This window comes from Microcoleus sp. PH2017_34_RAT_O_A, from assembly GCF_020737885.1.
Classification (GTDB): domain Bacteria; phylum Cyanobacteriota; class Cyanobacteriia; order Cyanobacteriales; family Microcoleaceae; genus Microcoleus.
In genome coordinates this window covers 17,409-30,858 of the sequence record NZ_JAEQDD010000078.1, presented here as the reverse complement: position 1 = coordinate 30,858, position 13,450 = coordinate 17,409, and the positions used below count along the sequence as shown (strand labels likewise).

General features: G+C 47.2%; 13 protein-coding genes. 7 read left to right on the top strand and 6 right to left on the bottom strand.

The annotated features are described in order from the left end of the window. Positions 1 to 48: 48 nt before the first annotated feature. From JGK11_RS23275 to JGK11_RS23260, 4 genes are all read left to right on the top strand, one after another. On the top strand, positions 49 to 879 hold the full coding sequence (locus tag JGK11_RS23275; protein WP_293213045.1) for a CHAT domain-containing protein: 831 nt from the start codon (positions 49 to 51) through the stop codon (positions 877 to 879). Further along, entirely contained in the window at positions 876 to 1,340 is a 465-nt protein-coding gene (locus JGK11_RS23270) for a hypothetical protein (protein ID WP_293196656.1), read from the top strand. The genes JGK11_RS23275 and JGK11_RS23270 overlap by 4 nt, the downstream gene beginning before the upstream one ends. After that, positions 1,333 to 2,703: a hypothetical protein gene (locus JGK11_RS23265; RefSeq protein WP_293205703.1), complete on the top strand. Its 1,371-nt coding sequence runs from the start codon at positions 1,333 to 1,335 to the stop codon at positions 2,701 to 2,703. Before JGK11_RS23270 ends, JGK11_RS23265 begins: the two co-directional genes overlap by 8 nt. Positions 2,704 to 2,827: 124 nt before the next feature. After that, positions 2,828 to 3,397: a Uma2 family endonuclease gene (locus tag JGK11_RS23260; protein ID WP_293183206.1), complete on the top strand. Its 570-nt coding sequence runs from the start codon at positions 2,828 to 2,830 to the stop codon at positions 3,395 to 3,397. A gap of 119 nt (positions 3,398 to 3,516) precedes the next feature. Here JGK11_RS23260 and argJ read toward each other — a convergent pair whose 3' ends face one another. The 6 genes from argJ to JGK11_RS23230 form a co-directional block, all read right to left on the bottom strand. Continuing rightward, the gene (argJ, locus tag JGK11_RS23255) at positions 3,517 to 4,758 is read right to left on the bottom strand and encodes a bifunctional ornithine acetyltransferase/N-acetylglutamate synthase (RefSeq protein ID WP_293192225.1); all 1,242 of its coding nucleotides are present in this window, start codon (positions 4,756 to 4,758) and stop codon (positions 3,517 to 3,519) included. A gap of 546 nt (positions 4,759 to 5,304) precedes the next feature. Continuing rightward, complete coding sequence (locus JGK11_RS23250; RefSeq protein ID WP_293192263.1) at positions 5,305 to 5,445, bottom strand: hypothetical protein; 141 nt, start codon at positions 5,443 to 5,445, stop codon at positions 5,305 to 5,307. A gap of 66 nt (positions 5,446 to 5,511) precedes the next feature. Next, positions 5,512 to 5,706, bottom strand: coding sequence for a hypothetical protein (locus JGK11_RS23245; protein ID WP_293183210.1), 195 nt, complete (start codon positions 5,704 to 5,706; stop codon positions 5,512 to 5,514). A 161-nt stretch (positions 5,707 to 5,867) separates the two neighbouring features. Beyond that, positions 5,868 to 7,310 (bottom strand): serine/threonine-protein kinase, encoded by a 1,443-nt coding sequence (locus JGK11_RS23240; protein ID WP_293183212.1) that lies wholly within the window; start codon positions 7,308 to 7,310, stop codon positions 5,868 to 5,870. Positions 7,311 to 7,327: 17 nt separating this feature from the next. Then, positions 7,328 to 7,591 (bottom strand): hypothetical protein, encoded by a 264-nt coding sequence (locus JGK11_RS23235; protein WP_293213043.1) that lies wholly within the window; start codon positions 7,589 to 7,591, stop codon positions 7,328 to 7,330. 294 nt (positions 7,592 to 7,885) lie between these two features. Then, positions 7,886 to 8,890, bottom strand: coding sequence for a LysR family transcriptional regulator (locus tag JGK11_RS23230; RefSeq protein ID WP_293182570.1), 1,005 nt, complete (start codon positions 8,888 to 8,890; stop codon positions 7,886 to 7,888). A 300-nt stretch (positions 8,891 to 9,190) separates the two neighbouring features. Between JGK11_RS23230 and JGK11_RS23225 the strand changes: the two genes are divergently transcribed. The 3 genes from JGK11_RS23225 to JGK11_RS23215 all read left to right on the top strand — a co-directional run bounded on the left by JGK11_RS23225 (position 9,191) and on the right by JGK11_RS23215 (position 12,989). Then, positions 9,191 to 9,904, top strand: a complete 714-nt coding sequence (locus JGK11_RS23225) for an NnrU family protein (RefSeq protein WP_293182568.1) — start codon at positions 9,191 to 9,193, stop codon at positions 9,902 to 9,904. A gap of 45 nt (positions 9,905 to 9,949) precedes the next feature. Beyond that, complete coding sequence (locus JGK11_RS23220) at positions 9,950 to 10,327, top strand: thioredoxin domain-containing protein (RefSeq protein ID WP_293192217.1); 378 nt, start codon at positions 9,950 to 9,952, stop codon at positions 10,325 to 10,327. Between the two features lie 616 nt (positions 10,328 to 10,943). After that, positions 10,944 to 12,989: an NAD(P)H-quinone oxidoreductase subunit 5 gene (locus JGK11_RS23215; protein ID WP_293192215.1), complete on the top strand. Its 2,046-nt coding sequence runs from the start codon at positions 10,944 to 10,946 to the stop codon at positions 12,987 to 12,989. Positions 12,990 to 13,450: the final 461 nt, after the last annotated feature.

Sequence of the window (13,450 nt, the reverse complement as noted above, 5' to 3'; positions counted from 1 at the left end):
CATGGTTAATTCATTTCAGCAGGGATAGTCTACCCGGACAGGGCAGACTTGATTACCTCTTGTATCATACATTCCCCCCTGACAATTAATCCACCCTGCTTAGCAAGGGGGGCTAGGGGGGTTCTTTCCATCCTCAGCATCGAAAATCCGCACAGCACAATTACCGATAAAAACGGCCAACCAAAAAGACTCGCCCCTCTCCCCGCCGCCGAAATCGAATCGGAAATTATTTGCCGAATGTTCGACAATTCCACCCGACTCGAAGAAGACGCAGCCACTCTCGATGAAGTCGAAAGATTATTGCAACAATCACACAATATTTTTCACTTCACCGGCCACGGCAGCTATAATTTCGATCATCCGCTAGAATCGACTTTATACCTCAGCAACACCCACCGATTAACAGTCAGAGAAATTATCCAACTTGACCTCAGCAACTACCAATTAATCTGCCTTCCAGCCTGCGAAACCGCATTGACAGACAAACAAACGATTCTCGCCGAATATGTAGGATTGACTAGCGGTTTTATGCGCGCGGGAGTTGGCTGTGTCGTCAGTACCCTGTGGCCCATAGAATCCGGTGCGAGTACGTTATTAATGATTTATTTCTACCAACGGTGGCGAGAAGCCGGCGATTCTCTACCCGTGGCTTTAGCAAATGCTCAAAAATGGCTACGAGAAGCCACCCGCGAGGATTTAGCCGCCTGGTATCAAGGGGAAATTGACAAGATTTCCGCAAACAGCGCCGAACTTTCTGAAGTTGAATTTATGCTACGCCGATTCTTTAACACGAATCGCCAAGCATTAGCTACAATGGAATTAGATCAACCCTATCAGCATCCCTACTACTGGGCTGCTTTCACCATCACAGGATTATGAAAGACACGCAAAACGAGATTTTCAAAGCTTTTATTATCGCCCTAGTCCAACAAACTGAACCTTTGCCCGCAGCAGTCCAATCCGAGTGCAATAAAATCGGTGAAGCTTTCACGATTATCGATATTGCAAAACTTGCCGAATTGCATCCACCTCTGCTAGCCGCCTATGAAGAAGCTGACACTTGGTTAGTGAATCATAGCAACGAACGCAGCAAAGGATTAGATGTTTTACCGGATGCTGAATTTGAAAATAACAATACTACTAATATTGAAACTGATAACAGCGCTAGCGACATCAGCGACTTGACAAATTTGCCAGAAATTATCAAGAAAATCGAGGAAAAAATTGAGCCGCGCGGGTTTGGAGGATTCCTCAGAAAGATTTTGCAAGCTGGGGACTCTGTGCAAGCAAGTCGAGATACAATCTTATTGTCGATCGCAGATGGATTTGTCCATGAGTAAGGAAAATTGGCTAATCTACCCGACTGTCGATTTGTTTGTCTACGATTTAGCAGACGGTATCGGGCAAAATGAGGACAAGATTAGCCAAAACCGCCAACAGTTTTGGCAAAAGATTTATGGCGACAAAATCTCTGCGCCGCAATTAGCAAAACTCAAGCAAGCTGAAACAGAAACTGCTGAGTATATTGAGTTACTGGGCGACAAAAAATTAGCAGCATTTGAGTTTCCCCTCGATGGCTATGCTTATCCCGTGAAAATCGGCGATACTTATGCGGCACAATTTGACTTGTCTGGGAAAATCGAATCCGACAAGGAAAAGACTTTTGAACCGAAAGAAATTGACTGTTTGGAATGGCTGAAACAACAGGTAATTTCCCGTGTCAATCCACCGGCTACAATTGGTCAAAGTTGGCTGGTTTGGGGACAATTGACTGCTGATGACCAAGATGCTTTAGCAACTGCTAAAAATTGCTATAGTAAACTCAATCTATTCCCGAATCCTAAATGGGAGAGAGACTTAAAAGCCACAGGGCAATTTAAAGGTGCTGATTTTTACGAATTGTGGCTACCACCGGGGGATAGGGGCAATATTGGCGAAAATCATCACGTCTTAATTTGCTTGTTTCCTTACAATAATGGTCAATCAATTGCCGATATTAGCAAGACTGTCGCTAAACTTTATGTGCATCTAATGCGATTGTTTGCCTTCCGCAATAAGGTGATTTGGGCTTACACTCAAAGCCGCCAACTTAAGGCTGATTTGAAAGATGCTTCGCGGACTATTCAAGACATTGTTCAGCAATTACCGCAACAGGTGAATGGGCCGAAAGTTGACTTGAAAGAATTGCAGCAAAGCTTGGTTGATTCCTTGACAATCTTCTCGGTTTATGCTAATTATATTAGCAGATTGGAAGAGCAAGAAAATACAATCAAAACTAATCTTAAAAATTATAAAAGACGGTTGGAAACTATCGGTGAGGATATGGGAAGTGATGCTGAAGCTTTCAAGTTTATGGCCAGTTTCAGCGATTTTGCTAAGGAGAAGTATGTTTGGCAAGTGGCGGCGGATAATCGGAGTTTGAGTGCGGGTTTGAGGTTGTTGGAAAATGCGATTCAGACGATTGAGGGGATTATTGAGATTGAGAGGGCTAAGAGCGATCGCACTTTGAATGTTACGATTGGGGCTGTTGGTGTGGGAATTGGCACCAGCGGGGTAGCCGCCAGCGTTTATGCTAGTCAAATTAGGAGTCCTGCCAGCCCCACAAATCCGATAAATGTGAATGTAGTTTTTGGGTTGAGTATGGGTTTGGGAATTGTAGCAGGTGCGATCGTCCTGATAATGATAGGCAAGAAATGGCGCTAAAATAGATTAGCGGCGATTTTAGAGGAATCGGCGCAGCAATCGGCGATTGAAATCGCTTCTTATCAAACAAAGTCCGCCTGCGCGGACTGAAGAGAGAAGAAGAGAAGAGAAGAGAGGTAATAAAATGACAACCGTTACTTTAAACTTAGATAGTGTCGAGTTAACAGACGAACAGTTTTACCGTTTATGCCAGATGAATCGAGATTGGCAATTTGAACGGACAACGAAAGGGGAAATCATTATTATGTCACCAGTAGGCGGAGTCAGCGGCAATCGAGAAGCCAATTTAATTGGCTTAGTCTGGATGTGGAATCAACGAACTCAGCTAGGGATAGTGTTTAGTTCTTCAACTATTTTTCGCTTGCCTAATAATGGAGACAGATCTCCTGATGCGGCTTGGGTTAGCTTGGAAAGATGGTCGGCTTTAACTGATGAACAAAGGGAGAAGTTTCCGCCGATTTGTCCTGATTTTGTCATAGAATTGCGATCGCGTACAGACCCGCTAAAGCCACTTCAGGAGAAAATGCAGGAATATATCAATAGCGGTTTGCGTTTGGGTTGGTTGATTAATCCTCAAGACGAACAAGTGGAAATTTATCGCGCTAATCGTGAGGTGGAAATTGTACAGTTTCCGGTTAGTTTGTCCGGCGAAGATGTGTTGCCTGGATTTGTGCTGAGTTTGCCGATGGTTTGATTGAGAATTAGAGGAATCAGTCTCTTTCAACCGCCCGGGCTGTGTCGCCGCGATTTCAACCGCCCGGGCTGTGGATGCACAGTTTGCAACCGCCCGGGCTTCTGAAATTACGATCGCCCTTAAGTCGTATACTCCGCATTAATCTTCACGTAGTCGTAACTCAAATCGCATCCCCAAGCCTTCGCGAAACCGCCGCCATTCCCGACAGCAACCTGAATTAAAACCGTGTCTTCCTTCAGATATTCACCAGCAGCAGCAGCCTTCATATAATTACTCGCAGCAGATTTATCGAACTCCTTCGGCTGTCCGTTTTCCATCATCAAAAAATCTCCCAATTGAATCCGCAAATTCTCTTGTTCAAAAGCAACGCCCGCGCGCCCCGCCGCCGCCGCAATTCTTCCCCAATTCGGATCGCGTCCAAAAATAGCAGCTTTCACCAAAGAAGAACCGACGATTGTTTTGGCAATTTTACTCGCAGAAACTTCGTCGGCGGCGCCACTAACTTGTACTTCCACCAAACAAGTTGCACCTTCGCCGTCACGGGCGATCGCCTTTGCCAAATGCACGCAAACTTCTGTTAGCATCGCCTCTAATTTTTCAGCATCCGCCCCCATTTCTGTAATCGCAGGCGTGCGGGATTGGCCGTTAGTCAAAGCAATTAGCGAATCGTTGGTACTGGTATCGCCGTCAACAGTAATTTGATTGAAACTTCTGTTTGCCGCCCGAGTCAGCATTTCCTGCCACAAATGTGACGACACTGCTGCATCACACGTTACAAATGCCAGCATTGTTGCCATATTCGGGTGAATCATTCCCGAACCTTTGCAAATGCCGCCGATACGCACGGGACGATCGCCAAACATGGTTTCCAGGGCGATCGTTTTCGGCACTAAATCAGTCGTACAAATAGCCTTAGCAGCCGCATCAGAACCAGTTTCCGAGGCCTCAGCAACCAATCGCGGAATTCCCGCCCTCAGCGGCTCCATTTTAATCCGCTGCCCGATCACGCCAGTGGATGCCAAAAGAATCGATTCTGAAGGAATATTCAGCGCTTCGCCCAACAATTTCGCGCTTTCGAGGGCATCTGCTAAACCTAATTCGCCAGTAGCAGCATTTGCTTGTCCGGCATTGCACAAAATTGCTTTGGCGCTGGGTTTAGCTTGCAAGCGCTGGCGGCAGTAGTCCACGCAAGCAGCCCGGACTGTGGATGTGGTGAAGACTCCCGCGGCGATCGCGTCCACCTCTGACAAAATTAAACTTAAATCCGGCAAGCCAGAAGGCTTCAAACCCGCTGTAATTCCCGATGCTCGATATCCTCTCGGTGCTGTAACTCCGCCGCCAATTTCCTTCCAGTCCGACATGATGACCTCCCTAGAGCGTTCTATTCTATTGAGAGGGGATTATATCATTTTAGATTTTAGATTTTAGATTTTAGATTTTAGATTGCCAACAAATGACGAATCAATGAGTTGTTTTTTTGTCGTTTAATCGTTCTTTCCCCGATGCGCGATCTCAAATCCTGTAGCATTGGAATTATTAATCTCTCTATTCTCTCTCTGTGTTCTCTGCGGCCTCTGTGGTTAAATCATTCCGATGCAACCGGAAACGATATGAAAATATAGTTGAGCAATATTAGACCTCTTGCAAAATTTTGGGACGGGCTAGAAGCCCATCCCACAAGAAAAAAGATTTTTGTGGGATGGGCTTCTAGCCCGTCCTAACTATTTTTGCAAGAGGTCTATTATATTTCATTATTTGTGTTAAATCAATTCCCTAAAACTAATCGCGACTTATTCTGTAGAGATCTAACTCAAGAACAAGTCGCGACGGTTTTGTAACTGTCATTATTAATTTTTAGCTGGCAAACAACAGACTCGATTCAACTGTCTCGCTGTTGAAAAAACGAGTTATTTGCGATCGACACTCGCCGCAGAACCAATATCTAAACCAACTTCAGCAGCCGCGCGGCTGAGCATAGATTCCTGACGGTTTTTGATGAGGTGTTGGTGGCGCATCATCAGACTGCGCGCTTGTTGTTGGGTAGACATCACTGGTTTTCTCCAAATGTAGGTAATAGGTTTGCGGGCAATTGGGGAAATTAATTGAGCTTTGCCTTAGCTCATGGTGGCGTTGCTGCGATCGTAACTGGCTTGAAGGCTGGGCTGCGGCTTGCCTTGAATGTGGCCCCAGTAGTGAGTATTTTCCATTCCGACTTCGCTGGCGGTGCGGTTGAGCATGGATTGCTGCCGGTTCTTCACCATTTGGTGGTGGCGCATCATCAGAGAGCGGGCTTGATTTTCGGTAGACATATCCGGTTCCTCCGTTTTCCTCGATCGATCTTGGGCTGCTTTTTGTTCCTATTTATAACTATACTAGATATTTCTGTATCTAAAGCTACAAAGTTAAAATTGTAATAAAAGTTTACAATAAGGCAAGAAGTGCGATCGAGAATGCGGGAGTACCGCGAGGCTTAAAAAATATTAGAAAGTAACTTATAAATTAAGCGAAAAATAGCTGTTGCCGCGATCGCCCCTAAAGCAGCCAACCATCCCACAAACAACACGCCTGTGAAAGGAGAATTTGGATAAATCGTAACAGCAGCGCGCAAAGCCGGGAAAAACCACAGTACAGCCAGAGTACCTGCACTAATAATCAGCATCTCAGTTTGCTCGATCGCCCTGCGGTACTGGCCGAAAATTAGCCCCCCGACAATCATCCCCAACAATCCGATACTCACACTTGGATTCGGCAGCAAACTCGTCAGGGCGATCGCCAGCAACCCCCCTTCAAAACCCGTAAACGCAGCCCCACCCAAAATATCCCAAATCGAAAAAGCCCTTCGCGGCCCCGATTGCAGGTTTCCCGGAGGAGTCGCCACCACAGGAGGCACAGGAGGCTGCTGAGTTGGTTGGGGGGTCGGAGTGGGTTGGGGAGGCGGCTGCACCACCATCGTAGGCTGTTGAGAATTGTATTTCAGAGCCGCTTCCACCTCGATCGCCGATTGATAGCGCTGGCTGGGAGCCGGTAACAACATTCGATCGAGAACTTCAGCCAAACGCGGGCTTACCTGTACGTGCGATCGCCAATTCCACTCATTTTCATAACTATCAAACAATTCCGTCGGCTGCAAACCGCTGAGCAAAGTAATGCAAGTCACAGCCAAAGCATAAAAATCCGTTGCGGGATAAACCTCTTGTCCGTTCATCTGTTCGGGCGGAGCATAACCCAAAGAATAAATACCAGTCGAAGCCTTAGAAGCACCCGCAGTTTGCGTCACCTGTTTGACAGCCCCAAAATCTAATAAATAAAGCCGACCACTTTTAGCCCGCATAATATTAGCAGGTTTAATATCCCGGTGAATCGAACCGCGCGAGTGTACAAAATCGAGAACCTTCAAAATTTCCCGCAGCACCTCCATCGTTTCCGCTTCCGAAAACTTGCCTTTAACAACAAGTTCTTCCTCCAAATTGTGACCGTCAATAAATTCTTGAACCAGATAGAAAAACTGATCGTTTTTCCCAGGCTGCAAACTCGGAACAGTCAGCTCAAAAAACGCCAGCAAACTCGGAATTTGCGAATGTTCGTTTCCCAGTTCTTCCAGCACCGCCGCTTCCCGTTCAAACAGAGTTTGAGCGATTTTTAGCTGTGCCGGAGTCATATTTGCCGACGGCTGCAAAAGTTTAGCAACGCACTGCCGCATCGCCGGAGTATAGCGGTCTCTGGCCAAAAATGCCGCCCCAAAACCGCCTTGACCCAGCAACCTGACTGGCAAATAGCGCCCGCTCAAAATTAGGGGCATTCCACAGGCCTTGCAATACCTTTGCTGCACCGTTTTCAGCAGGGAACTGTCATCGAGGTCGGAAAAATTGTTTTGAGGGCGCGGGCAGCCCGGGCGGGTGCAGTAAACTTCCATTTTGGTTTGCTAATTGGTCATAGGGCATTGGGCATTGGGCATTGGTCATCGGGCATTGGGCATTGGGCATTGGGCATTGGGCATTGGGCATTGGGCATTGGGCATTGGGCATTGGTAATTGGTAATTGGTAAGGAATTGGTAATTGGGAATTGGGAATTGGGAATTGGGAATTGGTAATTGGTAATTGGTAATTGGTAATTGGTAATTGGTAATTGGTAATTGGTAATTGGTAATTGGTAATTGGTTTAATTCCTAATTCTAGGTGGTCAAACTTTTTCATACTACTCCAGTTTCTTTTACCCTCTTTAATCTAGTTTTGGTATTAGGTTTTGGCATCAAAAAAGCCAATTATATCATGTCCGGTTAATCAGTTATCATTTCAGTGCGAGCGTCTCGCTCGTTCGCTATAGACGCTCGCACTCGCAATAAATATAAGCCATCGCTCGGACATGATATTACCGATTCTCGATTCGCGATTCGCGATTCCCAATTTGCTAATTTTACCAGGGATTATCAAACCAGATTTTAATCTCTAAACTACGCGCGAACTGCTGAGGGCCAGCAACTTAATAAATCAACTTCCCCCTGAGTTGGGAGTTGCTATTTCTATCAGTCCCAAATCGATCGCCGGAGGTTCTTTCTTTTCCTGGGTACTCGAATAAGTAGCAAATGTTGGCAAAATTTCATTGCTGAAAGCCTCTGCTGCTTTAGAACGGTAGCGGTTGGGGTTGTAAATCAGCGACAAAATTCGAGTTACCAAAACTTCGTCCATTTTAGATTTGTGCAAGACGCCCATCATCAACTCTTTTTCGATCGCCGAAACCGACACAAAAGCAGCGCCCAACCCGGACTGAACAGCATTTTTAATGGCTTCGATGGAATTGAGCTCCATCTCGATTTTCAGGCGGCGCGTGTCAATGCCGCAGCGAGTCAGTACCTGATCGATGACTTTGCGGATAGTAGACTGCGAATCGAGGGAAATAAACTGCAATTTATAAAGGTCTTCTTTTTCGATGCTTTCTTGTTGTACCATCGGGTGAGACGGAGGGAGAATTAGAGCCAGTTCGTCCTCAGCGTAAGGAACAATTTCTAAAGCTTCTACAAGTTCGGTAGGGATTTCTCCGCCAACAATTGCCAAATCGATTTGCCCGTTGGCCACACTCCACGCCGTGCGGCGGGTCGAATGCACGTGAAGCTGTACCGCTACATCGGGGTACTTTTGCCGAAACATCCCAATCATTCGGGGTAGCAAGTATGTCCCCGTGGTTTGAGAAGCGCCGACGATCAAAGTACCGCCTTGGAGATTTTGCAAGTCTTCGAGAGCTCGACAAGTTTCTTGACAAAGCGATAAAATTTTCTCGCCGTAACTCAGCAGCAGGTGTCCGGCTTCGGTCAGTTGAGCCCGCCGCCCCCCCCGATCGAACAGCGGCACGTCCAACTGTCTCTCTAGGTTCTGCACTTGCAAGCTAACTGCTGGCTGGGATACGTAGAGGCTGTCGGCGGCGCGTTTGAAGCTTCCTTCAGAGGCGATCGCCTTGAGAATGCGTAACTGGTCTAAAGTGAAAGGAAGGTCAGACATATATCTAAATTGTCAGGAAAGCGGTTGTCAGTTGTCAGTGGGCAGTTGTCAGTGGGCAGTGGGCAGTTGGCATTTGGCAGTTGAGAGTTGACGGTTGAGAGTTGACGGTTGACGGTTGACGGTTGACGGTTGTCAGGAAAGCAGTTGAGAGTTGACGGTTGACTGCTGAGAACTAACAACTGACAACTAACAACTAACAACTAACAACTAACAACTGCCAACCGTCAACTGACAATTGCTCCCATAGATACTTTGTGACACAATTTGGCCGCGAATCAATAACTTTTCTTAATATTTGCAATGACGATCGACTTAGCGCTTGACTCCCACTTAGTTATTCTCGGACTTTTATTTGGTTTTGCGATCGCCCACAGCGGTTTAGCAGCCCTCCGCCCAAAAGGTGAAAAGCTGATCGGGCCGAGACTTTACCGCGTTTTGTTTGCCCTTGTCAGTTTGCCGCTGGCGGTGATTTTGGTTGTCTACTTTTTCAACCACCGCTACGACGGCGTGCAACTTTGGCAAGTACAGGGCGCGCCCGGAGTTAAACCAGTGGTTTGGATACTGTCGGCAATTTCCTTTCTGTTTCTGTACCCAGCAACCTTCAACCTCCTAGAAATTGCCGCCATCCAAAAGCCGGAAGTTCACCTCTACCAAGCCGGGATCATTCGCATTACCCGTCACCCGCAAATGGTGGGACAGGTGATTTGGTGCGTAGCCCACACCCTCTGGATTGGTACTAGCTTTACCCTCGTCACTTCCATCGGTTTGATACTTCACCACCTGTTCGGAGTGTGGCACGGCGACAGCCGACTGCGGGCTCGTTTTGGCGAATCCTTTGAAACCATCAAATCTCAAACCTCAATTATTCCATTTTTGGCAATCCTGCAAAAGCGTCAAACCCTTGACTTGCTTGAGTTCCTGCGCCCTTCCTACCTAGGCGTAGTCATTTTTACAGGCCTGCTGTGGAAAATTCATCCTTTTCTGATGCGTGTCACTGCGAACATATACTGGTAGCATGATCCCTAGGATAGAAAAAAAATTATTAAATTTTGAGGGATCATGGTGTTGTCGGTTAGCGAACGCACTTTTGCACAAGAGGTATTTCAAGCCTCTACCCCCGTTTTAGTTCACTTTTGGGCACCTTGGTGCGGTTTGTGCCGCGCGATCGACCCCACGCTTACAAGTTTTGAAGCACAGTGGGCAGGAAAAGTCAAGCTCCTAGGGGTGAATGCCGATCAAAGTTTGAAGTTGGCAAATACTTACCGACTGAGCAGTCTGCCCACACTGATTTTGTTTGAGGGCGATCGAGTTCTATTTAGATTTGAAAATTATCAAGGTCGCGAGGAACTGCGACGCACTCTGGATTCCTGGATGCTCGCCACTCAGAATTCTTCCCAGACTCAACGCTTACAACCTCAGGAAGCATTGAACAGGTAACATTTCAAAAGCATTGGGCTCTTGTTTAGCTAGATCGGCGGGAATCCCCACACTATATCGTTTACAGATTGGTGTGGGATGAAAGCTAGGTTGATTGAGGTGGGGTGGTTGACCAATCCCGTAGGGCTCTTAGGCCATCATCACTGAAATGGACAATCTTCGATATAATTAGACAGACAGTGGGGCTGGACGTGTTCCTCACTTGAAAATGCTGTAGAGGGAAACAAATTGGAGTACCCCGAAGGAAGATCTTGATATCCTTAACAGGACTCAGATGCCCAAACTATATTGCTTGCAATTAGTGTGGGAGCGTCACAAAGCATTCGCCTCTTGCGTAGAAAGCATTGGGAATTCCCGATTTATCGATCGACCATCCGATCCAAAATCAATGTCGCAGTCTTGGAATCACAGGGCTGCGACATTTGTCTATCTATCTTTTGGCATAGATTTAAGACGAACTAGATCGATAGCCAACACAAGCAGCAATTCTTAAGGATTGTCGATCGGCAATACTTAAGAATTGTAGAGAGTCTTTCTGCCCAGTCGCGCAAGCGTGTGTCACAATTATTAACAGTTTTGGCAATATCTAGTAGAAACTTTAAACTACCTATCAGTCATGGAACCGCTTTATCAATACGCCTGGCTGATTCCAGTCCTGCCACTGGCAGGCGCAATGCTAGTAGGTTTAGGCTTAATCACCTTTAACCAGGCAACCAACAAACTCCGACAAGCGAATGCGATTTTAATCCTTTCGACCCTCGGAGGGTCAGCGGTAATGTCTTTCGCATTGCTGTGGAGTCAACTACAGGGCCACGCACCCTACACCCGAACCATTCAGTGGGCCTCTGCTGGGGACTTCTCGCTGAACATGGGCTATATCATCGACCCCCTCACGTCGGTAATGCTGGCGATCGTCACCACGGTCGCCTTTTTGGTGATGATTTACACCGACGGCTACATGGCACACGATGACGGGTACGTGAGATTTTACGCCTACCTGAGCATCTTCAGCGCCTCAATGCTAGGTCTAGTAATCAGCCCGAACATCGTTCAGATTTACATTTTCTGGGAACTGGTAGGTATGTGTTCGTACCTGCTAGTCGGATTTTGGTACGATCGCAAACCCGCTGCGGACGCCTGCCAAAAAGCCTTCGTCACCAACCGAGTCGGCGACTTCGGCCTGCTGTTGGGCATCCTCGGCATTTACTGGGCCACCGGCAGCTTTGAATTTGACGTAATGGGCGAACGGCTGCACTCCCTAGTCGAATCCGGTGCTTTGAGCGCAACTCTCGCAACCATCTTCGGAGTCCTGATATTTTTGGGCCCAGCAGCCAAATCAGCTCAATTCCCTCTCCACGTCTGGCTTCCAGACGCAATGGAAGGCCCGACACCAATTTCAGCCCTAATCCACGCCGCGACAATGGTAGCAGCCGGCGTCTTCCTGATCGCTCGGATGTACCCAGTATTTGAAGGACTGCCCGCAGTCATGAATTTGATCGCCTGCACCGGCTGTTTTACAGCATTCATGGGTGCTTCGATCGCAATTACCCAAAATGACATCAAAAAAGGCTTAGCCTACTCCACCATCTCCCAATTGGGCTACATGGTGATGGCAATGGGAGTCGGCGCCTACAGTGCCGGACTCTTCCACCTAATGACCCACGCTTACTTCAAAGCAATGCTGTTCCTGTGTTCAGGTTCAGTCATTCACGGCATGGAAGATGTCGTCGGGCACAACCCCGCCCTCGCTCAAGACATGAGAGTCATGGGCGGCTTGCGGAAATATATGCCGATTACCGCTACTTGCTTTTTAATCGGAAACTTAGCAATCTGTGGCATTCCGCCCTTTGCAGGTTTCTGGTCAAAAGACGAAATCCTCGCCCAAGCTTTCCATGCAAATCCCGCTCTGTGGGCTGTGAGTTGGGTGACTGCGGGGATGACCGCGTTTTATATGTTTCGGATGTATTTCAGCACCTTTGAGGGCGAATTCCGGGGCAATAACAACGCCATCAAGCAACAACTTCTCCAACCGGGTTTGGTTTTCGGCCCTGGGGCGATGAACGTTAAGGAATTGGCATCAACTGGCGAAAATCATGACGCACACGACCATTTTCCTCACGAGTCTCCTCTGACAATGGCTCTGCCGTTAGTGTTGTTGGCTGTACCTTCTGTGTTTATCGGTTTTCTCGGTACGCCGTTTGCCAATTATTTCGAGCAGTTTGTGCGCGCGCCCGGGGAGTCTCTGGAAGAAGTTTTGGAACACGCCGCCGAGTTTGATTTGACGGAATTTCTAATCATGGGTGGGAGCTCTGTAGGTATTGCTTTATTGGGCATTACTTTGGCTTCTCTGATGTATTTGAGCCGGAAAATCGATGCTGGTGCGATCGCCCAAAAAATCAAACCACTTTACGAGTTCTCCCTCAACAAGTGGTATCTCGACGATATCAACGAGGTTCTCTTCGTCAAAGGCAGCCGCCGTTTAGCGCGGCAAGTCATGGAAGTGGATTTGCGAGTCGTCGATGGTATCGTCAACCTGACAGGGTTTCTCACCCTGGTTACGGGCGAAGGTTTGAAATACTTTGAAAACGGTCGCGCTCAATTTTATGCCCTGATTGTGTTTGTCGCAGTTCTGGGTTTTGCGATCGTTTCTGGAGTAGGTTAAATCTGTAGGGAAACGGCATTGCCGTGTCCTCCGGGTAGGGCAACGGCAATGCCGTCTCCTCCGGGTAGGGCAACGGCATTGCCTGTGAGTCTCAACTTAAGGTAAAACCGAGAGTCCGACAGGGAATGATATCATATCCACTCTTCATCGTCCTGTATTCATCTCTCTTATCTCCCTCTGTGTTCTCTGCGTTCTCTGTGGTTAAATCATTCCGATCCAACCGGAAACGATATGAATTCCCTGGTGGACTGACAGCTTAAGTTGACACGAAGAAGGGCATTGCCATTTCCCACCAGAAGATATTTTAAGAACGGGTATTAGCTCAATAACTCAGAATTGACAATTAGCCAATAGAAATAAATCTTTGATTAAACTCAAATTGTGCGATCGCACAAATCGTCGCAAACATTACAAAAAGAATTGTTTCGTATAAAGAAAGTATAAAATTTAGACCAAAATCG

Excerpts from the sequence above, each read along its gene's own strand:
- JGK11_RS23220 (WP_293192217.1), top strand. The coding sequence starts at position 9,950 with ATGGTGTTGTCGGTTAGCGAACGCACTTTTGCACAAGAGGTATTTCAA.
- JGK11_RS23245 (WP_293183210.1), bottom strand. The coding sequence starts at position 5,706 with ATGTCTACCGAAAATCAAGCCCGCTCTCTGATGATGCGCCACCACCAA.
- argJ (WP_293192225.1), bottom strand. The coding sequence starts at position 4,758 with ATGTCGGACTGGAAGGAAATTGGCGGCGGAGTTACAGCACCGAGAGGA.
- JGK11_RS23250 (WP_293192263.1), bottom strand. The coding sequence starts at position 5,445 with ATGTCTACCCAACAACAAGCGCGCAGTCTGATGATGCGCCACCAACAC.
- JGK11_RS23235 (WP_293213043.1), bottom strand. The coding sequence starts at position 7,591 with ATGAAAAAGTTTGACCACCTAGAATTAGGAATTAAACCAATTACCAAT.
- JGK11_RS23260 (WP_293183206.1), top strand. The coding sequence starts at position 2,828 with ATGACAACCGTTACTTTAAACTTAGATAGTGTCGAGTTAACAGACGAA.
- JGK11_RS23230 (WP_293182570.1), bottom strand. The coding sequence starts at position 8,890 with ATGTCTGACCTTCCTTTCACTTTAGACCAGTTACGCATTCTCAAGGCG.
- JGK11_RS23265 (WP_293205703.1), top strand. The coding sequence starts at position 1,333 with ATGAGTAAGGAAAATTGGCTAATCTACCCGACTGTCGATTTGTTTGTC.
- JGK11_RS23240 (WP_293183212.1), bottom strand. The coding sequence starts at position 7,310 with ATGGAAGTTTACTGCACCCGCCCGGGCTGCCCGCGCCCTCAAAACAAT.
- JGK11_RS23270 (WP_293196656.1), top strand. The coding sequence starts at position 876 with ATGAAAGACACGCAAAACGAGATTTTCAAAGCTTTTATTATCGCCCTA.
- JGK11_RS23225 (WP_293182568.1), top strand. The coding sequence starts at position 9,191 with ATGACGATCGACTTAGCGCTTGACTCCCACTTAGTTATTCTCGGACTT.
- JGK11_RS23215 (WP_293192215.1), top strand. The coding sequence starts at position 10,944 with ATGGAACCGCTTTATCAATACGCCTGGCTGATTCCAGTCCTGCCACTG.